Annotated in this window: 18 protein-coding genes and 4 pseudogenes; 15 read left to right on the forward strand and 7 right to left on the reverse strand. The window is 71.1% G+C overall.

The window, feature by feature from the left end; translation table 11 throughout:
* Window positions 1-28: 28 nt before the first annotated feature.
* Both AB0I73_RS08130 and AB0I73_RS08135 read right to left on the reverse strand, forming a co-directional pair.
* Window positions 29-317: pseudogene (locus AB0I73_RS08130) on the reverse strand (site-specific integrase); the annotation flags it as partial.
* 207 nt (window positions 318-524) lie between these two features.
* Window positions 525-659, reverse strand: coding sequence for a hypothetical protein (locus AB0I73_RS08135; RefSeq protein ID WP_363035056.1), 135 nt, complete (start codon window positions 657-659; stop codon window positions 525-527).
* Between AB0I73_RS08135 and AB0I73_RS08140 the strand changes: the two are divergent.
* Window positions 594-725 (forward strand): annotated as a pseudogene (locus AB0I73_RS08140) (cation transporter P-type ATPase D); the annotation flags it as partial. The gene AB0I73_RS08135 and the pseudogene AB0I73_RS08140 overlap by 66 nt on opposite strands.
* Window positions 726-750: 25 nt before the next feature.
* Window positions 751-1005 carry a hypothetical protein gene (locus AB0I73_RS08145; RefSeq protein ID WP_363035058.1) on the forward strand — a complete coding sequence of 85 codons (255 nt, stop codon included), beginning with the start codon at window positions 751-753 and terminating at the stop codon, window positions 1003-1005.
* 19 nt (window positions 1006-1024) lie between these two features.
* Here AB0I73_RS08145 and AB0I73_RS08150 read toward each other — a convergent pair.
* Window positions 1025-1471, reverse strand: a pseudogene (locus AB0I73_RS08150) (transposase); the annotation flags it as partial.
* 135 nt (window positions 1472-1606) lie between these two features.
* Here AB0I73_RS08150 and AB0I73_RS08155 point away from each other — a divergent pair.
* From AB0I73_RS08155 to AB0I73_RS08185, 7 genes and pseudogenes are all read left to right on the forward strand, one after another.
* A complete protein-coding gene (locus tag AB0I73_RS08155) occupies window positions 1607-2212 on the forward strand; it encodes a hypothetical protein (protein WP_363035060.1) in 606 nt (201 codons plus the stop codon).
* Window positions 2213-2358: 146 nt separating this feature from the next.
* The gene (locus AB0I73_RS08160) at window positions 2359-4518 is read left to right on the forward strand and encodes a heavy metal translocating P-type ATPase (RefSeq protein WP_363034963.1); all 2160 of its coding nucleotides are present in this window, start codon (window positions 2359-2361) and stop codon (window positions 4516-4518) included.
* Window positions 4519-4605: 87 nt separating this feature from the next.
* A pseudogene (locus AB0I73_RS08165) lies at window positions 4606-4776 on the forward strand (transposase); the annotation flags it as partial.
* Window positions 4777-5314: 538 nt separating this feature from the next.
* The gene (locus tag AB0I73_RS08170) at window positions 5315-5905 is read left to right on the forward strand and encodes a dihydrofolate reductase family protein (protein WP_363034965.1); all 591 of its coding nucleotides are present in this window, start codon (window positions 5315-5317) and stop codon (window positions 5903-5905) included.
* A gap of 76 nt (window positions 5906-5981) precedes the next feature.
* Window positions 5982-6356, forward strand: a complete 375-nt coding sequence (locus tag AB0I73_RS08175; RefSeq protein ID WP_363034967.1) for a tyrosine-type recombinase/integrase — start codon at window positions 5982-5984, stop codon at window positions 6354-6356.
* 79 nt (window positions 6357-6435) lie between these two features.
* Window positions 6436-7362, forward strand: coding sequence for a HipA family kinase (locus AB0I73_RS08180; RefSeq protein WP_363034969.1), 927 nt, complete (start codon window positions 6436-6438; stop codon window positions 7360-7362).
* A 263-nt stretch (window positions 7363-7625) separates the two neighbouring features.
* Complete coding sequence (locus AB0I73_RS08185; protein WP_363034971.1) at window positions 7626-10157, forward strand: ATP-binding protein; 2532 nt, start codon at window positions 7626-7628, stop codon at window positions 10155-10157.
* An 8-nt stretch (window positions 10158-10165) separates the two neighbouring features.
* Here the strand turns inward: AB0I73_RS08185 and AB0I73_RS08190 are convergent, their stop codons facing one another.
* Complete coding sequence (locus AB0I73_RS08190; RefSeq protein WP_363034973.1) at window positions 10166-10918, reverse strand: DUF4118 domain-containing protein; 753 nt, start codon at window positions 10916-10918, stop codon at window positions 10166-10168.
* Between the two features lie 258 nt (window positions 10919-11176).
* Here AB0I73_RS08190 and AB0I73_RS08195 point away from each other — a divergent pair, with 258 nt between their 5' ends.
* The 4 genes from AB0I73_RS08195 to kdpC are packed head-to-tail and all read left to right on the forward strand — an operon-like array spanning window position 11177 to window position 15686.
* Window positions 11177-11266 carry a potassium-transporting ATPase subunit F gene (locus tag AB0I73_RS08195; RefSeq protein WP_109378870.1) on the forward strand — a complete coding sequence of 30 codons (90 nt, stop codon included), beginning with the start codon at window positions 11177-11179 and terminating at the stop codon, window positions 11264-11266.
* A gap of 1 nt (window position 11267) precedes the next feature.
* Window positions 11268-12932, forward strand: coding sequence for a potassium-transporting ATPase subunit KdpA (gene kdpA / locus AB0I73_RS08200; protein ID WP_363034975.1), 1665 nt, complete (start codon window positions 11268-11270; stop codon window positions 12930-12932).
* On the forward strand, window positions 12929-15037 hold the full coding sequence (kdpB, locus tag AB0I73_RS08205) for a potassium-transporting ATPase subunit KdpB (protein WP_363034977.1): 2109 nt from the start codon (window positions 12929-12931) through the stop codon (window positions 15035-15037). The genes kdpA and kdpB overlap by 4 nt, the downstream gene beginning before the upstream one ends.
* Before the next feature lie 13 nt (window positions 15038-15050).
* Window positions 15051-15686 (forward strand): potassium-transporting ATPase subunit KdpC, encoded by a 636-nt coding sequence (gene kdpC, locus AB0I73_RS08210; RefSeq protein ID WP_363034979.1) that lies wholly within the window; start codon window positions 15051-15053, stop codon window positions 15684-15686.
* 145 nt (window positions 15687-15831) lie between these two features.
* Here the strand turns inward: kdpC and aceB are convergent, their stop codons facing one another.
* Both aceB and AB0I73_RS08220 read right to left on the reverse strand, forming a co-directional pair.
* Window positions 15832-17457, reverse strand: coding sequence for a malate synthase A (gene aceB / locus AB0I73_RS08215; protein WP_363034981.1), 1626 nt, complete (start codon window positions 17455-17457; stop codon window positions 15832-15834).
* Between the two features lie 140 nt (window positions 17458-17597).
* Window positions 17598-18176, reverse strand: a complete 579-nt coding sequence (locus AB0I73_RS08220) for a nucleotidyltransferase family protein (RefSeq protein WP_363035048.1) — start codon at window positions 18174-18176, stop codon at window positions 17598-17600.
* Window positions 18177-18500: 324 nt separating this feature from the next.
* Here AB0I73_RS08220 and AB0I73_RS08225 point away from each other — a divergent pair, with 324 nt between their 5' ends.
* Window positions 18501-18761 carry a DUF5955 family protein gene (locus tag AB0I73_RS08225; protein ID WP_363034983.1) on the forward strand — a complete coding sequence of 87 codons (261 nt, stop codon included), beginning with the start codon at window positions 18501-18503 and terminating at the stop codon, window positions 18759-18761.
* Window positions 18762-18871: 110 nt separating this feature from the next.
* Here AB0I73_RS08225 and AB0I73_RS08230 read toward each other — a convergent pair whose 3' ends face one another.
* Window positions 18872-19669, reverse strand: coding sequence for an IclR family transcriptional regulator (locus tag AB0I73_RS08230; protein WP_363034985.1), 798 nt, complete (start codon window positions 19667-19669; stop codon window positions 18872-18874).
* Between the two features lie 241 nt (window positions 19670-19910).
* On the opposite strand from AB0I73_RS08230, the gene allB reads away from it, so the two are divergent.
* On the forward strand, window positions 19911-21251 hold the full coding sequence (gene allB, locus AB0I73_RS08235) for an allantoinase AllB (protein ID WP_363034987.1): 1341 nt from the start codon (window positions 19911-19913) through the stop codon (window positions 21249-21251).
* Window positions 21252-21330 lie beyond the last annotated feature (79 nt).

Here is a 21330-nt window from a genome sequence, read left to right on the forward strand (position 1 = left end):
CCTGGGCGGCCCAGGCCGTCACGACGGGTCAGCGCCTGTTGCCGCCAGAGGCGAGCAGGCTGGTGACCTCGGCGATGGCCTCTGGGGAGGGCTTGCAGTAGCGGCGGACGTTCTCCGGCTTCTTGTGCCGGGACTTCGCCAGGAGCATCAGCAGCGGGGCTCCCTGCTCTTCGAGGTGGGTCAGGGCTGAATGGCGGTACTCGTTCAGGTTCCAGCCCGTTCCCGGCCCGCACCGCGGTGTGCTCGTCCAGCAGGGCGCGCGCCTGGCCGTAGGAGAGGCGGGCCAGTCCGGTGTCCGGGCAGATGTCCCGGGGGGCTGACGACCTTGTCCGGCCCCGGGCGGCGGGGTGCTCGGGGCGGTCGGCCACAGGGTGGTGGCGGCGAACCGGACCGCGTGCAGGGCCGCGGTCGCGTGAGGGGCGACGCCCCCGCTCTCCGGGTGCCGCAGCATGTCGAGCCGGGCGGCGGCACCGAGGAGTTCGTCGTACACCTTGCCGTACTCTTGCGCGCGTACAGTCGCGAGGTCACCCATGGGGAATGTCTCCGGTGTTGGGGTGGGGCTGCGCCTGGAGCCGCTGGCGGAGGTCGATCTCCTCACCGCCCTGGTCGCCTGGGACCTGCTCGGCGCCCTCCCGCTGCCCCTCGGCGTCGCCGGACACGAGGGCTCCACCGTCATCGTCGGCCTCAACGGCCTGCGCCTGCTGCGCGAGGCCGCCTGGCCCCGACTCACCAAGGACACCGCGTGCCCTGGTGGCGGTCGACGAACCGGAGTCCGGGCTGCTGGTCGCCCTGGCCGCGGACGGCCGCGTGGTCACCAGCCGCGGCGGCCAGACATGGACCGAACAGGGCCGCCTGCCCACCGGCGGCGAGCCCACCGTGCTCACCGCCGCAACCGCCCGGCACCTGCTGGCCGCCGACAGCACCGACACCGTCTACGAATCCACCGATGGCGGCCGCACCTGGACCGCGCTCCACCGGCCGTACAGCCAAGCGGAACGCCCCTAGGGCGCGTATCGGGTTGCGATCAAGAGGTGGCCCGCGTGAGGTCTTTGATCCAGATCATCGAGGCCCGCAAGTGGAGGCCGGCGAGGCAGCTTTCCGGGGTCTTGTCGTACCGCGTGGCAATGCCCCGCCAGGCCTTGAACTTGTTGATCAGCCGTTCGACGGTGTTCCGTTCCTTGTAGAGGTCGGCGTCGTGGCCGACAGGCCGACCACCCTTGCCGCCCTTCTTCGCCCGGTTCGCGGTCTGGTCCCCCTTCTCCGGGATGACCGCCTTGATGCCGCGTTTCCGCAGGTGGAAGCGGTTGCTGCGGGACGAGTAGGCCTCGTCCCCGGCGACCGCTTCCGGTCGGGTCCGAGGACGGCCGACGGGGCCGCGGACCCGTATCCTCCCCAGCACGGGGAGGAACTGCGGGCTGTCCGCGGCCTGCCCCGCGGTCAGGACGAACGCCATCGCCCGCCTCGTGCGTTCCTGACGAGCTCGTGCATGGTCGGCGGTGAGACGTCGAGAAGTTCTGCAGGACTCGGTATTCGCCTCTGCCGTATCGATGCCAGGGTGGTGGCCTGCTGAAAGGCCTTCTTCAAGGAGCCCAAGGCACCTGAGCCGGTGGCCAAGGCCCTCGAGTCCGCACCCGGCGGCAGGATCGATGTCGGTGGCTGCATCGTCTCCGCCGACTTGGACATCGCCGCGCACGACCTGGCCTGCACCGGCAGCGGCGGTGGCAGCTCGACGGTCCTCCGTACTCTCACCGCCCAGCTCCTGCACCACAGCGCCTACGCCCTGGTCCTCAACGCTGAACGGATCTCCTACCAGTGGACGAAGGGGCTGCTGACGGTGACGTACCGCGCCGACGTCACCGACATCCATGCCGCCCTGGTCGGCCTCGCGGCCGAGCTCCAGCGTCGCATCGACCACTGTGACCAGTACGGCGACCCCGAGGACCTGCCACGCCTGTCGGTGGTGTCCGAGGGTGCCAGCGTCCCCATGCGGCGACAACTTTTCGAGCGGCACACCCTCCACGGGGAGTACCTACCGGCCGCCGTCACCCCGGCGGACCGGCCTGCCCAGCCTCTCGTGGACCTGCGCGGACGGCGTCCGAAAGCGGCGACCGGCCCCCGAGCTGCACCAACCGCCCATCCGCGAAGAGACGACGGAGATCATGAATTCGGGCCCGGTCGGGAATACGAACGGTTCACGCACGGTCTGCATTGATACCCCCCTAGGGTATCAGTCAGGGTGTCCCGACCGCAGGGGTGCCCGGAGAGGAAGCGATGAGCACGCCCCACCACGAGCACGGATCGCACCCAGGCATACAAGGTGAGGGGCAGGGCCACGCCCGGGAGGCCACGCATGGCCCGGTGCCCGAGCACGACCGGCACGGCGGGGTGGACACCGACGCCATGCATGAGCACGTCCACGACGGCCACGGGGGCCAGGACCCGCACCCCGGTCACGACATGTCTCACACAGGTCACGGCGGTCACGGTGACCATGTCGGGCAGTTCCGCCGACTTTTCTGGATCATGCTCGCACTCGCTGCTCCCACCGTGCTGCTCAGCCCGATGTTCGCGACGGTCCTGGGCTACGACCTGCCGGACGTTCCCGGGCTCACGTGGGTCTCGCCAGTCCTGGGCACCGTGATCTACGTCTGGGGCGGCCGGCCGTTCCTGACCGGCGCCGTCAGTGAACTCAAGGCCCGCAAGCCCGGGATGATGCTGCTGATCGGCATGGCCATCACCGTGGCCTTCCTCGCATCCTGGGGCGCCACGCTCGGCGTGCTGTCCCACGAGCTCGAGTTCTGGTGGGAGCTCGCCCTCCTGGTCGTGATCATGCTGCTCGGTCACTGGATCGAGATGCGCTCCCTCGCCCAGACCTCCTCCGCCCTGGACTCCCTCGCCGCACTCCTGCCCGACGAGGCGGAGAGGATCGAGGGCGACACCGTCGTCGTTGTCGCCCCGTCGGAGCTCCGGCTCGGTGACGTCGTCATCGTCCGCCCCGGCGGCCGTGTCCCGGCCGATGGCGAGGTGGTCGACGGCGGGGCCGACGTCGACGAGTCGATGATCACCGGTGAGTCCAGGCCGGTGCGGCGCGGGGTCGGCGACCAGGTCGTCGCCGGCACGGTGGCCACCGACAGCGCACTGCGGGTGCGGATCTCCGCCGTCGGGGACGACACCGCCCTCGCGGGCATCCAGCGCCTGGTCGCCGAGGCCCAGTCCTCCTCCACCCGCGCCCAGCGCCTGGCCGACAAGGCCGCCGGCTGGCTGTTCTGGTTCGCCCTCGGCGCCGCCGTGATCACCTTGGTCGCCTGGCTGCTGCTGGGTACGCCCGAGCAGGCCTGGATCCGCGTGATCACGGTGCTGGTCATCGCCTGCCCCCACGCACTGGGTCTGGCGATCCCGCTGGTGGTCTCCATCGCCACGGAGCGCGCCGCCAAGGGCGGGGTGCTGGTCAAGGACCGCATGGCGCTGGAGTCGATGCGCACCGTCGACGCCGTCCTGTTCGACAAGACCGGCACCTTGACCAAGGGCGAGCCCACGGTGACCGGGATCGAACCCGCCGGCGGCCGTGGCGAGGACGACGTGCTGGCCCTGGCCGCCGCGGCGGAGAGCTACAGCGAGCACCCCCTGGCCACGGCCGTCGTCGGGGCGGCACGGACGCGCGGGCTGGAGGTGCCCGGGGCCACCGACTTCTCCTCCTCCCCGGCCGTGGGGGTGCGGGCGGTGGTGGACGGCACCGTGATCGCCGTGGGCGGTCCCCACCTCCTCGAGGAGCACGGCCTCGACGAGTTGCCCGTCGCCGACGCGTGGCGGAAGGAGGGCGCGATCATCCTGCACGTCCTCGCCGACGGCCGGGTGATCGGTGCGCTGCGGCTGGCCGACGAGATCCGGCCGGAGTCCCGCGAGGCGGTGGACGCCCTGCACGCAGCGGGCGCCCAGGTCGTGATGATCACCGGCGACGCCCGTGCGGTGGCCGCCACCGTCGCCGGGGAACTGGGCATCGACCGCGTGTTCGCCGGGGTGCGGCCCGAGGACAAGGCGGCCAAGGTCGCGGAGCTCCAGGCGGAGGGGCTGAAGGTCGCCATGGTCGGCGACGGGGTCAACGACGCCCCGGCCCTCGCCCAGGCGGACGTCGGCATCGCCATCGGTGCCGGCACGGATGTCGCGATCGCCTCCGCCGGAGTCATCCTCGCCTCCGACGACCCGCGGTCCGTGCTGTCGGTCATCCAGCTCTCCCGCGCCTCGTACCGCAAGATGAAGCAGAACCTGTGGTGGGCCGCCGGATACAACCTCATCTCCGTGCCGCTGGCCGTCGGCGTGCTCGCCCCGGTCGGTTTCGTCATGCCCATGGCCGTGGGTGCGCTGCTGATGTCGCTGTCCACCGTCGTGGTGGCGATGAACGCCCAGCTGCTCCGTCGCCTCGACCTCAGCCCTCGGGCCAGTGCCGGCGCCGTGCGCGGCGCTCCGCCCGTGCGCGGCGAGCGAATCGACCGGGACGAAGCGGCCCTCGTGCGCCACTGAGCCCGAGGCGTCGTCCTGTCGGGCCGCGGATGAGGGACTGTCCGGCGGATCATGTGACTTTCTGACCGGGTGCTCGTTGGTTCGGGTATGGGTCGGGGGGATCCGACGAATCGCGAGTGGTCGCTGCTGGAGCCGCATCTGCCGCCGACGGGCGGCCGGGGAAGCCGGTGGAGCGACCACCGCGGGGTGCTCGACGGGATCCTGTTCCGGGTCCGCACCGGTGTCCCGTGGCGTGACCTGCCGGACAGTGCCTGGCGTCCGAGGAGTTCGAATCACGGCTGGTAAGGCTTCTGCCAGGTGGGCACAACGAGCGCCTGGAGGCCGTCGCCCAGTTGTACGGACGCCAGGAAGGGCTGGGCACCACTGCCTTCTGCGTCTTGCTCACCGATGGACACCACACGGTGCGGTCGTGGCTGCATAGGCAGAAACCGAGAGCGCTTCTTGGTCACTTCGGAGAGCGCCCAGCGGGTCCAGGGGCATGGAATGTTGATGAGAAGTAGCAGCGGTGGCCGGCGTCGTGAGCGGATGTGAGTAGTTGGTACAGAAAGTGCCGCTGAGATTGATCATGGTCCGGCTGGCGTCGGGGTGAGCGGGTCGTCCGGCCGCCGGACGCGGACTCGGCGGGGGGCGGGGGATGTCGTCGGCGTTCTGGAGGTCGGCGAAGTCGGCCTGCGCCTGGGCGACGGCTTCGGGGTACGCCTCTGGACGGCCGGCCGCTGCCGGCCGATTGATTTCTTACAAGAGCGACAGCTCACGACACGCTAATTTGGGGCACCCCGAAGCAGAGGAGAGCCACGTGGGCAAGGTGGTCATGTACAGCTCGGTGTCGGTGGACGGCTTCGTCGCGGACGAGAATGACCAGCCCGGACCGCTGTTCGACTGGTTGTCCAGCGGTGACGTCCCGTTGGACGAGAGCGGCGAGCTGAAGGTGTCGCAGACGTCCTACGACTACACCCGGCCGTACTGGGACCAGATCGGAGTCACGATCGTCGGCCGCCACGTCTTCGACCTGACGGACGGCTGGGACGGGAAGCCGCCGGGCGGGATCGACCACGTGGTCGTCGTGACGCACCGACCGGAGCCCGAGGGCTGGGACCCCGTGGCGCCGTTTCACTTCGTCAACGACGTCGAGGCAGCCGTGGCCAAGGCGCAGGAGCTTGCGGGTGACCGCATGGTCGAGGTCGCCGCCGGCGACGTCGGTGGCCAGGTGCTTGCCGCGGGCCTGATCGACGAGGTGCGCATGGACGTCGTACCCGTCGTGTTCGGGTCCGGCAAGCGCTACTTCGGGTCGGTCCACGCGCAGCACCTGTTGGAGGATCCTGACGTGGTGATTCAGGGCAACCGGGTGCTTCACCTGCGCTATCGGGTGCGCCGAGACACTCACTGAGATGTTCCCGCCGGTGGAGGTGGAGCTTCCCTGGGGGAGGCCGGGGCCGGACAGGCCGACGAGGAAGTTTTCCCTCGTGCTCACCACGCGCTTCAGCAACGCCATCGCCGTGAACACGTGGAACCCCCACACCTGGAAGCCCGCGCTCGCCGGGGCCGGGATCATTCCGCCGCGTGCCAGGGAGGCGAAGCCGTGGCAGTGGGAGGCGGCGCCGAAGGACGGTTTTCACGTACTGCGTCACACCTGTGCCTCGATCCTGCTGGAGGCGGGGGAGTCCGTGGTGACGTTGGCGCGATGGCTCGGGCACTCCTCGCCGGCCATCACGCTCGGTTACTATGCTCACTTCATGCCGGAGGCCGGGAGCAAGGGGCGCACCGTGATCGACGGACTGCTCGGGGAGCAGGGAGATCAGTGCGCCGGCCGGAACTCCCCGGATTCTCCCCAGGGCTGATCGTGGCCGACTCCCCGGAACACGGGGGTTTTGGGGAGGTCATGGATTGCAAGGTCAGGGGATCGCGTAGCCTGGCGAAATGCTGACCGAGGTCACCGCAACCCGTTACATCGAGCCCCTGAGGTCCGGCGGCTCCGTGCCCGGGCTCGTCGAGGCCGACGACCTCGGCACGTACGTCGTCAAGTTCACGGGGTCCGCGCAGGGGCGCAAGGCGTTGGTCGCCGAGGTGATCGTCGGTGAGCTGGCCCGCGCCCTGGGGCTGCGTTTTCCGGAGCTGGTCCTGGTGGACTTCGACCCGGCGATCGCCGACGGCGAGCCCCACCAGGAGGTGCGGGAGCTGCACTCCGTCAGCGCGGGGACCAACCTCGGCATGGACTACCTGTCGGGCGCGCGGGACTTCACGCCCGAGGTCGCCGAGGTCTTCCCCGTCGATCCGGTGGAGGCCGGGCGGATCGTCTGGCTCGACGCGCTCACGGTGAACGTGGACCGGACCACGCACAGCTCCAATCTGATGGTCTGGCCGACGCTCGGCGTCGCCCCGCCGCGCCTGTGGCTCATCGATCACGGAGCCGCGCTCGTCTTCCACCACCGCTGGGCCGCCTCCGACCCGGCGAAGGCGTACGACTTCCGCCACCACGCCCTCGGCCGCTACGCGCCCGACGTCCGCGCCGCCGACGCCGAACTCGCTCCCCGGGTGACCGAGGAACTGCTGCGGGCCGTCACCGCCGAGGTGCCCGACGCCTGGCTGGCCGACGACCCGGACTTCGCGACGCCCGACGCGGCCCGCGAGGCGTACGTGGGGTATCTCCACGCGCGCGTGCGGGCCTCCCCGGCGTGGCTGCCGACCGACTTCCCCGCCGCGGAGGAACTGGCCGAGGAGAACGCGCGCCGGGCGGCCCGGACCCGGCAGGGCCGCCCGGACTGGCTCAAGCGCGTCCCCGACCTGCACGGCAAGCCGGAGGCGGAACGGGACTGGTCGGTGCATCTGGGATCACGGCCGGGATGAGGGCCGGGGCCTGCCACTTCTCGCACCCCGCGCCCCCCTCCCGCCGTCTCCTGCTGGGGATGGCGGGGACGTCGTCGGCGAAGCGGACATCACCCGTGTGATGCTCTGCCGGCACTTCGAGTCCAGGGCGGACATGCACCGTGCCGCCCTGGACCACGCCTGCGCCCGGCTGCCCGGATCGACCGGGCCGTACGGGGCGGCATCGCGGCCGCTCGGTGCGACCATGGAGCTGCGGGACGGGCGAGGAAGGACCCCGATCGGTCATGGCAGGCAAGCTGCGAGTGTTCCTGGGAGCCGCGCCAGGCGTCGGGAAGACGTACGCGATGCTCGCCGAGGGGCACCGGCTGCGCGCGGGCGGCCTCGACGTGGTGGTGGGGTTCGTCGAGACGTACGGCCGTCGGGGCACCGAGCAGCAGTTGGCCGATCTGCCGGTGGTGCCGCGCCGGGTGTTGCGGTACCGGGGGATCGAGCTGACCGAGATGGACCTGGACGCGCTGCTGGTCCGACGGCCCGCACTGACCCTGGTGGACGAGCTGGCCCACACCAACGTGCCCGGCAGCAGACACGCAAAGCGCTGGCAGGACGTGGGGGAGCTGCTGAGGGCTGGGATCGACGTCGCGACGACGCTGAACATCCAGCATCTGGAGAGCCTCAACGACGTGGTCGAGCAGATCACCGGCATCGTCCAGCACGAGCGGATCCCCGACGCGGTCGTCCGGGCCGCCGACAGGATCGAGCTGGTGGACCTCAGCCCCGAGGCGCTGCGCACCCGGATGGCGCAGGGCGAGATCTACGGGCCCGACAGGATCGACGTGGCGCTGGACAACTACTTCCGGGCCGGCAACCTCGGTGCGCTGCGCGAACTGGCGCTGCTCTGGCTGGCAGACCGGGTCGAGGAAGAACTCGCCGACTACCGGGCCCGGCACGGTATCAGTGCCCCCTGGGAGACCAAGGAACGGATCGCGGTCGCCCTGAACGGTGCCCCGCAGGGCGAGCACCTGATCCGACGGGGCGCCCGAACGGCCGCCCGGGTGCACGGCGATCTGATCGGCATCCACGTCCGGCTGGACGACGGCACGCTGCAGTCGGAACCGCCGGGCCTGGAGGAGCAGCGCCGGCTGCTGCGCGAGCTGCACGGCAGCTATGTGGAGATCAGCGGCAGCGACGTCGCGCATGCCCTGGTGGACTTCGCCCGCGCGGAGAGCGCGACCCAGATCCTGCTCGGGCCGACGAGCCGCTCGAGGCTGAAGGAGCTGATCGGCGGTTCGGTGATCAACCGGGTGATCCGCATGGCCGGGCCGATCGACGTCCGGGTGCTGCCACCGCCCGACCCGGAACTGCTCGCCGTACCGCCGGCACCGCACCGCCGCAGGCCCGCACCGGTGCCGGCGCGGCGGAGCTGGGCGGCCTGGTCGCTCGGGCCGGCCGGAGCGACCGCGCTTGCGGCGGTGCTGTCGCCGCTACGCGGCTCACTCGGCCTTTCCGGGGCGCTGTTGTGCCTGCTGCTGCTCGTCGCCGGGGTGGCCCGGCTGGGCGGGCTGCTCCCGGCGGCGGCCACCACCGCGACGGCGGCGGTAGCGGCGGACTACTTCTTCACCACCCCCTGGCACAACCTGGTCATCGGCCGGGCGGCGGACATGGCGGCCCTGCTGTTGTTCCTGGCCGTCGCGGGGATCATCGCGCACCTGATCGACGGTCTGGCCCGGCGTTCGCAGCAGGCCGCCCGAGCCCGCGCGGAGGCGCAGGTACTGGCCCGGCTGGCGGGGGAGACGGTGGATTCCGCCGCCCGGGCGCTGCCCGAGCTGCTGGGGGAGCTGTGCCAGGCCTTCGCCCTGGACGGCGCGGCCGTCATGGTCCGGATGGGCGAGGAGTGGCGCCCGGTGGCGTCCTCGGGCCCGGTGCCGCCCGCCCGGCCGGAGGAGGCGGCCTTCGCCGCAGACCTCGAACAGGACACGGCGCTCGTCCTGGCGGGCCCGTCGCTGAGCCAGGAGGATGCCCGGTTGCTCGGCCCGTTCGTCACCCAGCTGCGGCTGGTCCGGGAGCGGGAGCGGCTGACCGCCCAGGCCCGGGCGGCGGAGGCGCTGGCCCGCACCGACGCACTGCACATCAACCTGCTGGAGGCGGTGGAGCACGACCTGCGCACCCCGTTGGCGTCGATCAGCGCGGCCGCCGCCGGTCTCCGGTCACCCGAGACCGAACGGAACGCGAAGCGCGTTCGCGGGCTGGCCACCAGGATCGGCGCCGAGTCGGAGCGGATGAACCGTCTCGTGGCCAACCTCCTGGACCTGAGCCGTTTGCAGGTCGGCGCGGTGCCGGTGACGCTCCGGCCGGCCGATCTCGACGAGGTGGTCCGGGCGGCGGTGGACAGCCTTCCGGACGAACAGGCCGCCGCCGACGTCAGGATCGCGATCGCCGACGGCCTGCCGAAGGTCGAGGCCGACCCCGGACTGCTGGAGCGTGCGTTGGCCAACGTGGTGGCCAACGCACGCCAGTGGTCCCCGCCGGACGCCGAGGTGGTGGTCGACGCCGGCGCCGTGGCCGGCCGGGTCGACGTGCGGGTGATCGATCGTGGCCCCGGCATCTCGGAGGTCGACTCGGACGACCTCTTCCAGCCCTTCCGGCGCAGTCGGCCCCATGACGGCGGCGCCGACGGCGGGGTGGGACTCGGCCTCACGGTCGCCAAGGGCTTCGTCGAGGCGATGAGCGGCGAACTCACGGTCGAGAGCACCTCGGGAGGCGGGACCACCTTCGTCTTCGGCCTGCGCGTCTGGCCGGGAGAGCCGGCCACGGGCTGAACGTCCCGTCATGCCGCCTTCGCCGGCTGCCACAAGGCGTCCATGGCTGCCCCGGCCTGGTCGGCCAGGGTGACCGCGACCAGCCGCGCCTGCCGCGAGGGCACCGCTCCGGGCGTGGGGTCGAGCATGTACCGGCCGATGTACCTGCCGTTGCCGAACATGCGCACCTCCACCTCCTGGTCGGGCAGGCCGAGCCGGTCCGCGTCCCACTGCCTGCGCCCGATGGTGATCGAGCCGTCGCGCTCCAGCCGCGGCGGGTGGCCGATCAGGGAGCCGTACTGGAAGCGGCAGCCACGTAGCTGCAGCAGGTCGATCAACTCGTCCCCCACGTGGTCGACCACGGTGAGGGCGGAGTTGGCCGAGCGGGAGAGCACAGCGGTGTCGTGGATCCGTGCCAGGTATCCGGCGTCCGTGATCGCTGTCACCCGGAAACGCCTTGCGCGGACCGCCAGTTGGGAGACCGTCAGGCCGACACAGAGCAGCAGGAGTGCGGTGGTGATGTCGGTGGACTTGCTGATCGTGAACCGCTCGTAGGGCCGGGTGAAGAAGAAGTCGAACCACAGGGCGGCGCCCACCGCGGCAAGCGCAGCGGCCCCCCGGTGTCCCAGAGCGGCCACCGCCACCACCACGACGACCAGCATCAGGGCGACGTCGGCGTTCGCCAGGCCGCCGCGCCACGGCAGCAGCACCGCACACAGGGCAACCGGGGCCAGCACCGCTGCGAGCAGGGAGAACGGCCCACGGGTGATGAACCGGAGCATGGTGCACCTCCTGACCTCAGGTGTAGCAGGCCCGGCGCCCCGCGCGACAAACCAGCACCGATCGTTGATGCAATCCTTGCACCCGACTCCGACGGCCCAGGAAAAGTCGGCATGCCCTTCCTCCGCGGCCGACAATCTCCTCACCGGACCGATCGATCAGTTACGGAGTGGAGCCACCGTGGTGGACCTGGCCTTCATCGGTGTGACCATCCTCGCGTTCGGCGTCCTTGCCGCTCTGGCCAAGGGGGTGGGGCGCCTGTGACGGCCGACAACATCCTGGGACTGGTGGTCGCTGCGGTCGTCATCGTCTATCTGGTACTGGCCCTCATCCATCCGGAGAGGTTCTGAGGTGGACCCGGCGCTTGCGGGCAGCCTGCAGGCGCTGTCCCTGGTGGTCGCGCTGGCGCTCTCGCACCGGCCGCTCGGTGACTATCTGGCGCACCTGCTGACCAGCCGCAGGCATCTGCGGACAGAACGCGGCCTCTACCGCTTGATCGGTGTCGACGCGGACTTCGACCAGCCCTGGACGGCCTATCTGCGCAGCGTGCTCGCCTTCTCCGCGGTCTCGGTGCTCTTCCTCTACGGCTTCCAGCGTCTGCAGAACCACCTGTGGCTCTCGCTCGGCTTCCCGGCGGTGCCCGCCGCGACCGCCTGGAACACCGCGGTCTCCTTCGTGACCAACACCAACTGGCAGTCGTACTCGGGCGAGTCGAGCATGGGCCATCTGGTGCAGATGGCGGGGCTGACGGTGCAGAACTTCCTCTCGGCCGCCGTGGGCATCGCCGTCGTGACGGCGCTGATCCGGGGATTCGCCCGCAGCCGCACCGACCGGGTGGGCAACTTCTGGGTGGACGTCACCCGGCTGACGTTGCGCCTGCTGCTCCCGGTCTCAGTCGTCTTCGCCGTCGTTTTCGTGGCCTGCGGCATGGTGGAGAACCTGCACGGGGCTGTCCAGGTCACCACGATGAGCGGCGGCACCCAGAGCCTTCCGGGGGGTCCGGTGGCCACCCAGGAGGCCATCAAGGAGCTGGGCACCAACGGAGGAGGCTTCTACAACGCCAATTCCGCTCATCCGTTCGAGAACCCCACGCCGCTGACCAACTGGCTGGAGATCTACCTGCTCCTGGTGATCTCCTTCTCGTTGCCGCGCACCTTCGGGACGATGGTCGGCGACCGGCGCCAGGGCCACGCCATCGTCGCCGTGATGGCACTGCTCTGGATCGCCTCCGCCTCCCTGCTGACCTTCTTCGAACGGCAGCACGAGGGCACGGCACTCCAAGCGGCGGGCGCGGCGATGGAGGGCAAGGAGGTCCGCTTCGGCATCCCGGCCTCGACGCTGTTCGCCGCCTCCACCACCTCGACCTCGACGGGCGCGGTCAACTCGGTCCACGACTCGTACTCCCCACTCGGCGGAGGCGTGCTGCTGTTCAACATGATGCTCGGCGAGATCGCGCCGGGCGGCGCGGGTTCGGGGCTGTACGGCATGCTGATCCTGGCGATCGTGACCGTCTTCGTGGCCGGTCTGATGGTCGGTCGCACACCCGAGTACCTGGGCAAGAAACTCGGCAGCCGGGAGATCAAGTTCGCTTCCCTCTACATTCTCGCCACCCCGGCGCTCGTGCTGATCGGCACCGGCACGGCGATGACGTTCCCGGCGGAGCGGGCCGCCATGCTCAACAGCGGCCCGCACGGCTTCTCCGAGGTGCTGTACGCCTTCACCTCGGCAGCCAACAACAACGGCTCCGCGTTCGCCGGTCTCACCGCCACCAGTACCTGGTGGAACACCGCGCTCGGCCTGGCGATGCTGTTCGGGCGGCTGCTGCCGATGGTGTTCGTGCTGGCCCTGGCCGGATCGCTGGCCCGGCAGAGCCCGGTGCCGGTGACCGCCGGCACGCTGCCCACCCACCGGCCCCTGTTCGTGGGGATGCTGACCGGCGTCGTCCTGATCGTCGTCGGGCTCACCTACTTCCCGTCCCTCGCCCTGGGGCCGCTGGCGGAAGGGATCCGCCGGTGACGGCGTCGGCGGGCGCGCCGCCCGCGCACCAGGCGCACCGCGTCTCGGGCGGGACGCTGGATGCGAAACAGTTGGTCCGCTCCCTCCCGGACGCGCTCCGAAAGCTCGACCCCCGGGTGATGGCCCGCCGCCCGGTCATGTTCGTGGTGGAGGTCGGTTTCGCGCTGACCACCTACTCGGCGATCCGGCACACCAGCGTCTTCGCCTGGTTGATCACCGTCTGGCTGGGGCTCACGGTGGTCTTCGCGAACCTGGCCGAGGCCGTGGCCGAGGGCCGGGGCAAGGCCCAGGCGGACACGCTGCGCCGCACCCGTACCGAGGCCGTCGCCCGGCGGATCACCTCACCGTGGCGCCCCGGCCTCGTGGCACTGCCACAAGAGACGATCCCCGCAGCCGACCTGAGGCCCGGTGACCATGTGATCGTCGAGGCCGGCCAGCTGATTCCGGGCGACGGCGACGTGGTCGAGGGCGCGGCCTCGGTCGACGAGTCCGCGATCACCGGGGAGTCGGCTCCCGTGATCCGCGAGTCCGGTGGCGACCGCAGCGCGGTCACCGGCGGCACCACCGTGCTGTCCGACCGGATCATCGTGAAGATCGTCTCCAAGCCCGGGGAGACCTTCATCGACCGCATGATCGCCCTGGTCGAGGGTGCCGCCCGGCAGAAGACCCCCAACGAGATCGCACTCGACATCCTGCTGGCATCGCTGACGATCATCTTCCTGCTCGCGGTGGTCACCCTGCAGCCGATGGCCGCCTACGCGGGCGCCGAGCAGGGCATCGTCGTCCTGGTCGCCCTGCTGGTGGCGCTGATCCCCACCACCATCGGCGCACTGCTCTCGGCGATCGGCATCGCGGGCATGGACCGGCTGGTGCAGCGCAACGTGCTCGCCCTGTCCGGCCGGGCGATCGAGGCGGCCGGTGACGTCTCCACCCTGCTGCTCGACAAGACCGGCACCATCACCTTCGGCAACCGCCAGGCCGCCGAGTTCACCCCGGTCGGCGGTACAGACGTGCGGCAACTGGCCGACGCGGCGCAGCTCTCCAGCCTCGCCGACGAGACACCGGAGGGCCGGTCCGTCGTCGTCCTCGCCAAGGAGAAGTACGGCCTGCGCGCCCGGACCCAGCAGGAGATCGGGCACGCCGAATGGATCCAGTTCTCCGCCCGGACCCGGATGAGCGGCGCCGACCTGCCCGAGGACGGCGGCATCCGGTGCATCCGCAAGGGTGCGACCGGTGCGGTGATCCGTTGGGTGCAGGACAACGGGGGCACGCCCGACCCGGAGATCGGCCCGCTCGTCGACGGGATCTCCGCCGTGGGCGGCACACCGCTGGTGGTCGCGGACCGGTACGGTGACGAGCCCGCCCGTGTCCTGGGCGTCCTCCACCTCAAGGACGTGGTCAAGCACGGCATCCGGGAGCGGTTCGAGGACCTCCGCAGGATGGGCATCCGGACCGTCATGATCACCGGCGACAACCCACTCACCGCCCGGGCCATCGCCGACGAAGCCGGAGTGGACGACTTCCTCGCCGAGGCCACCCCGGAGGACAAGATGGCGCTGATCCGGCAGGAGCAGGGCGGCGGGAAGCTGGTCGCGATGACCGGTGACGGCACCAACGACGCCCCGGCACTCGCCCAGGCCGACGTGGGCGTGGCGATGAACACCGGTACCTCGGCCGCCAAGGAGGCCGGCAACATGGTCGACCTCGACTCCGACCCCACCAAGCTGATCGAGATCGTCGAGATCGGCAAACAACTGCTCATCACCCGCGGCGCGCTGACCACCTTCTCGATCGCCAACGACATCGCGAAGTACTTCGCGATCATCCCCGCGATGTTCGCGGGCGTCCACCCGGGCCTGAACCACCTCAACATCATGGGCCTGCACAGCCCCACCTCGGCGATCACCTCGGCGATCATCTTCAACGCGCTGATCATCGTCGCCCTGATCCCGCTCGCCCTGCGCGGCGTCCGCTACCGGCCCTCCTCGGCCTCGGCACTGCTGCGCCGCAACCTCGGCGTGTACGGGGTGGGCGGGCTGATCCTGCCCTTCCTGGGGATCAAGCTCATCGACCTCCTGGTCCAGTTCCTTCCCGGTCTGCACTGAAGGGAGAGCTGCCGTGCCGACCTCACGCACGCCCTGGATCCGGCTGCACCTGACCGCGTTGCGCCTGCTCCTGGTCTTCACCGTGATCTGCGGGCTGGCGTACCCGCTGCTGATCACCGGAATCGCCCAGAGCGCCTTCCCCCGGCAGGCCAACGGCTCGCAGCTCGAACACCACGGGCAGGTGGTCGGTTCCGGCCTGCTGGGCCAGAACTACAACCTGCCCGAGAAGAACCCGAACGACCCGAAGGAGCAGCCGCGACCGGACCCGAAGTGGTTCCAGCCCCGGCCCTCGGCGGCGGGCACCGGTTACGACCCGACCGCCTCGGGCGGGTCCAACCTCGGCCCCGACGACGCAGCCCTGACCAAGACCGTCCAGGACCGCAGGGCGGCCGTGGCCGCCTTCGACGGTGTCGACCCGGCACAGGTCCCGCCGGACGCGCTCACGGCCGGCGGCTCCGGCCTCGACCCGCACATCTCCCCGGCCTACGCCGATGAGCAGGTCAACCGCGTCGCCACAGCGCGTGGCCTGGACCCGGTGGCCGTACGCCGACTGGTCGAGCAGCACCTGCAGGGCCGCGATCTCGGCTTCCTCGGTCAGCCCCGGGTGAACGTCGTCACCCTCAACCTCGCCCTCATGCGGCTCGGCTGACCGGTGACCCCGAGTGAGGTGTCCGGTGGCGCAGCGGCAGACCGAGCGGCGCGTCCCGACCGGCCACCCCTCGGACGAGGCCGGTTCGCGCCGCCGGCCGGCCGTGTCCCCAGGGCCGCTCCGGGGACACGGGCGTGTGTGGGCGTCAGCCCTGGAGCTGCTCGTACGCCGGCAGGGTGAGGAAGTCGGCGTAGTCCTCGTCGAGGGAGACCTTCAGGAGCAGGTCGTGGGCCTGCTGCCAGTGGCCCGCCGCGAAGGCCTCGTCGCCGATCTCGGCGCGGATGTCCGACAGTTCCTCGGCGGCGACCTTGCGGGTCAGTTCCGCGGTGACCCGCTCGCCGTTGTCGAGGACGACACCCGCGTTGATCCACTGCCAGATCTGGGAGCGGGAGATCTCGGCGGTGGCCGCGTCCTCCATCAGGTTGAAGATGGCGACCGCACCCGTGCCGCGCAGCCAGGCCTCGATGTAGCGGATACCGACCTGGACGGCGTTGACCAGGCCCGCGTACGTCGGCTCGGCCTCCAGGGAGTCGACCGCGAGCAGGTCGGCGGCGCTGACGTCGACGTCCTCGCGCAGCCGGTCCTTCTGGTTCGGCTTGTCGCCCAGCACCCGGTCGAAGGACTCCATGGCGATCGGGACCAGGTCCGGGTGGGCGACCCAGGAGCCGTCGAAACCGTCGTTCGCCTCGCGGTCCTTGTCGGCGCGGACCTTCTCGAACGCGATCTTGTTGACCTCCGGGTCCCGGCGGGACGGGATGAAGGCCGCCATACCGCCGATCGCGTGCGCGCCCCGCTTGTGGCAGGTACGCACGAGGAGTTCGGTGTACGCCCGCATGAACGGGGCCGTCATCGTGACCGCGTTGCGGTCCGGGAGGACGAACTTGGCGCCGCCGTCACGGAAGTTCTTGACGATGGAGAACAGATAGTCCCAGCGTCCCGCGTTCAACCCCGAGGCATGGTCGCGCAGTTCGTAGAGGATCTCCTCCATCTCGTACGCGGCCGTGATCGTCTCGATGAGGACGGTGGCGCGGACGGTGCCCTGGGGGATGCCCAGGTGGTCCTGCGCGAAGACGAACACGTCGTTCCACAGGCGGGCTTCCAGGTGGGACTCCGTCTTCGGGAGATAGAAGTACGGGCCCTTGCCGAGGTCGAGGAGGCGCCGGGCGTTGTGGAAGAAGTACAGCCCGAAGTCGACCAGGGCACCGGGCACCCGGGTGCCGTCCGGGGCGGAGAGGTGCCGCTCGTCCAGGTGCCAGCCGCGCGGGCGCATGACGACCGTCGCCAACTCCTCGGCCGGGCGCAGGGCGTAGGACTTGCCGGACGCCGCGTCGGTGAAGTCGATGGTCCGGGTGTAGGCGTTGATCAGGTTGAGCTGGCCGAGGATCACGTTCTCCCAGGTGGGCGCCGAGGCGTCCTCGAAGTCCGCGAGCCAGACCTTCGCCCCCGAGTTGAGGGCGTTGATGGTCATCTTGCGGTCGGTGGGGCCGGTGATCTCGACGCGTCGGTCGTTCAGGGCCTCGGGGGCCGGCGCCACCCTCCAGGAGTCGTCCGCGCGGACGGCGGCCGTCTCCGGGAGGAAGTCGAGCGTGGAGGTGCGGGCGATCTCGGCACGGCGCTCCGCGCGGCGGGCGAGGAGTTCGTCACGCCGGGGCGTGAACCGCCGGTGCAGTTCGGCCACGAAGGCGAGTGCCGCCTCGGTGAGGACCTCGTCCTGCCCGGGCAGGGGTTCGGCGTCGACGATGGCCAGCGGGGACGGCGCTGGTGCGGACATCAGCTGTCACTTCCTTCAGGCGGGCGCTCTGGGCAGTGGATAGTAGTTTCCTCATTGTGGAAGTTCAATGGTCTGTTGATGTCGAGGTGCTCCGGGACGAGGTGCTTCGGGCCGGGTCACGGCGGCGCTGGGCGCCCCCTTCACTCGAGGCGGGCCAGGTCCTCCTCCGTGTCGATGTCGTAGGGCTCGGCCACGTCCCCGCACTCGACGGGCGTGATCCGGTCCGCGTGTGCCTTCAGGTAGGCGCGCGCCCCCCGGTCGCCGGTCGCGGTCGCGGCGACACCGGACCAGTGCGCGGACCCGAACAGGACCGGGTGACCGCGCACGCCGGCGTAGGTGGCCGCGGCGAGCGAATCCCGCGGCTCTCGCGCCGCGCGTGCGCCGAGCACCCGCGCGACCGCCCTCGGCCCGATCCCGGGCTGGTCGACCAGCAGGACCAGCGCGGCCCGGGCGTCCGTACCGGTCAGCGAGGTGAGCCCGGCCCGCAGGGACGAGCCCATGCCCTGCTCCCATGCGGGGTTGTCGACGAGCACGCAGTCCGGCAGTGAGGCACGCGCGCGCACCTCGTCCGCCCCCGCGCCGAGCACCACGTGGACGCGCTCGCAGCCGCCCTCGCGCAGGGACCGTACGGCGTGCTCCACGAGTGGTCGTCCCCGGTGCGTCAGCAGCGCCTTGGGGCGGCCGCCCAGCCGTCGCCCGCCGCCCGCCGCGAGCAGCAGTCCCACGACCCGCTCCGGGGCCGCCTGTCCGGAGGCCGGGCTTTCCCGGGGTGGCGTCGGTGTTGTCGGTGGCGTCGGTGTTGTCACGGACTCTGCATACCGCACCTGCCGCCGGGTGTCCGCACGGCGTGATGTCACGCTGTGGAGCAAGCCGATGACGCAGCGGACTGGCGCGGAGGGGGTGGGGTGGCGTTTACTGGCGCGCACCGGTGACGGGGGCGGCGGGGCCGGTGGGGAGGCGCACCGTGGTGTGTGAGGGGGAGGACTGTGTTGCGGAGCGTAGAGCAAAGGCGTACGGGCGGCAGCCATCAGGACGATCCGCGGGTGACGGAGCTGCGTTCCGCCGTGTCCCGGCTGCGGCGCCGACTCGCGGCTCATCCTGCAGAGTTCCCTGATCGGAGCATCGCGGAGGAGGAACTGGCCGCACTGGACGCCCTGGTGGCGGGGGGCAGCGCCGAGGTCTCCCGGTTGCGCCGTTCCCTGCTGCTGATCGCCGGCGCGATCGGCTCGGTGAGCGCCCTGGGGCCGGGGCTGCGGGAGGTGCGGGACGCGGTGGAACTGTTCGGACCGGCACCCCGAGATTGACGAACGGGCTTGCGAAACATCCCCTGGAAGGGGGGCGTGCGCGGGCGCTGGGGTCGAGGGGCGGCGGATCCGCGGGATGGCCGGCCGGGCCGGTCGGCCCGGCCGGTCGGTCAGGCCGTCGGGCCGCCGCCCGGGGTGGTGAGTACTTCGGAGAGTTCCCTGGCCACCTGCTGGAGCACCGGAACGATCCGCTCCGTGGCCGACTCCGTGACCCGTCCCGCGGGACCGGAGATCGAGATGGCCGCGGCGGTGGGGGAGTCGGGCACCGGGACGGCGAGGCAGCGCACGCCGATCTCCTGTTCGTTGTCGTCGATGGCGTAGCCCTGGCGGCGCACCTCGTCGAGCGCCGCCAGGAACCCCTCCGGTGTGGTGATGGTCCTGTCCGTCGCGGCGGGCATCCCGGTGCGGGCGAGCAGGGCCCGCACGTCCTCCGGCGGGAAACTGGCCAGCAGGGCCTTGCCCACCCCGGTGGAGTGCGGCAGGACGCGTCGGCCGACCTCGGTGAACATCCGCATGGAGTGCTTGGACGGCACCTGCGCGACGTACACGACCTCGTCCCCGTCGAGCAGCGCCATGTTCGCCGTCTCGCCCGTCTCCTCCACCAGGTGGGCGAGGCAGGGGCGCGCCCAGGTGCCCAGCAGCCTGGAGGAGGACTCGCCGAGCCTGATCAGGCGCGGGCCGAGCGCGTAACGGCGGTTGGGCTGCTGGCGCACATAACCGCATGCGACGAGGGTGCGCATCAGGCGGTGGATGGTCGGCAGGGGCAGTCCGCTGCTCGCCGACAGCTCGCTGAGACCGACCTCGCCGCCCGCGTCCGCCATCCTTTCGAGCAGGTCGAAGGCGCGCTCGAGGGATTGGACCCCGCCGGAGGTGGGCCGGAGGGAGCCGTTGGCGCTGGACGTCGGCACGGCGCGTTTCCTTTCAGGGCTGCGGGAAGGGAGAAGCCTACCCGGCGGCCGGTGGGCCGCCTGATGACACGTTACTGAATTCTGCTTTACGGAACTCTAATTCCGCTTCATGGAAACATCCAGGGAGCGGTCGTCGGTCGCCGTCCGGGCAGTGTGCCCCTTGACGGCGCGGGAGGGGGAGTGAAGACTCCTTCAACGGAAAGTTGAACTCCCGGGAAGCATGCCGATGGAGGGGGCACGGGTGTCCGGCACCGAACTGGTACTGCGCTCGACGCGCGTCGTCACTCCCGGGGGAATGCGGGCCGCGTCGGTGGCGGTCGCCGACGGCATCATCACGGCCGTCCTGCCGTACGAGGCGCCCGTCCCCGGGACGGCCCGCCTGGCTGACCTCGGCGACGACGTTCTGCTGCCCGGCCTGGTCGACACTCATGTGCACGTCAACGACCCGGGCCGCACCGAGTGGGAGGGCTTCTGGACCGCCACCCGCGCGGCGGCGGCCGGCGGCATCACCACGCTCGTCGACATGCCGCTCAACTCCCTCCCGCCGACGACGACGGCCGGTCATCTGCGCACCAAGCAGCGGGCCGCCGCGGGCCGGGCCCATGTGGACGTCGGCTTCTGGGGCGGCGCCCTGCCCGGCAACGTCCCGGACCTGCGCCCGCTGCACGAGGCCGGGGTCTTCGGCTTCAAGGCGTTCCTGTCGCCGTCCGGCGTCGACGAGTTCCCGCACCTCGGGCCGGAGCGACTGGCCCGCACCCTGGCGGAGATCGCCGCCTTCGACGGGCTGCTGATCGTGCACGCCGAGGACCCGGACCACCTCGCCGCCGCCCCGCGGCACGGCGGCCCGAAGTACGCCGACTTCCTCGCCTCCCGTCCGCGCGACGCCGAGGACACCGCCGTCGCCCTGCTCCTCGCGGAGGCGAAGCGCCTCGACGCACGCGTGCACATCCTGCACCTGTCCTCGAGCGACGCGCTGCCGCTGATCGCCGAGGCCAAGTCCGACGGGGTACGCGTCACCGTCGAGACCTGCCCCCACTACCTGACCCTCACCGCCGAGGAAGTCCCGGACGGCGCCAGCGAGTTCAAGTGCTGCCCGCCCATCCGCGAAGCCGCCAACCAGGACCCGCTCTGGCGGGCTCTGGCGGACGGCGTCATCGACTGCGTGGTCACCGACCACTCCCCGTCCACCGCCGACCTCAAGACCGCCGACTTCGCCACCGCCTGGGGCGGCATCTCCGGCCTCCAGCTCAGCCTGTCCGCCGTCTGGACCGAGGCCCGCGGACGGGGCCACGGCCTGGAGGACGTCGTGCGCTGGATGTCGACGCGCACGGCGGAACTGGTCGGCCTCGGCACCCGCAAGGGCGTCATCGCGCCCGGCCGCGACGCCGACTTCGCCGTCCTCGCCCCCGACGAGACCTTCACCGTCGACCCCGAAGGGCTCCAGCACCGCAACCGGGTGACGGCGTACGCGGGCAAGACCCTGTACGGCGTCGTGAAATCCACCTGGCTGCGCGGCCGACGCGTCATGACCGGCGGCGAGTTCACCGAACCGAAGGGCCACCTGCTCACCCGCATCCCCTGACACCGGGACGAGAACGGCGAGAACGGCGAGCACGGCGAGAACCCGGAAACGACAGGCGCCGGCCACCACTCGACCTCGA

Origin of the sequence: Streptomyces sp. NPDC050388 (assembly GCF_040655635.1) — a bacterium.
Lineage (GTDB): Bacteria > Actinomycetota > Actinomycetes > Streptomycetales > Streptomycetaceae > Streptomyces.

Coding starts and splice junctions, on each gene's coding strand:
- AB0I73_RS08180 (WP_363034969.1), top strand. CDS start 6,436: ATGCTGACCGAGGTCACCGCAACCCGTTACATCGAGCCCCTGAGGTCC.
- AB0I73_RS08185 (WP_363034971.1), top strand. CDS start 7,626: ATGGCAGGCAAGCTGCGAGTGTTCCTGGGAGCCGCGCCAGGCGTCGGG.
- AB0I73_RS08190 (WP_363034973.1), bottom strand. CDS start 10,918: ATGCTCCGGTTCATCACCCGTGGGCCGTTCTCCCTGCTCGCAGCGGTG.
- aceB (WP_363034981.1), bottom strand. CDS start 17,457: ATGTCCGCACCAGCGCCGTCCCCGCTGGCCATCGTCGACGCCGAACCC.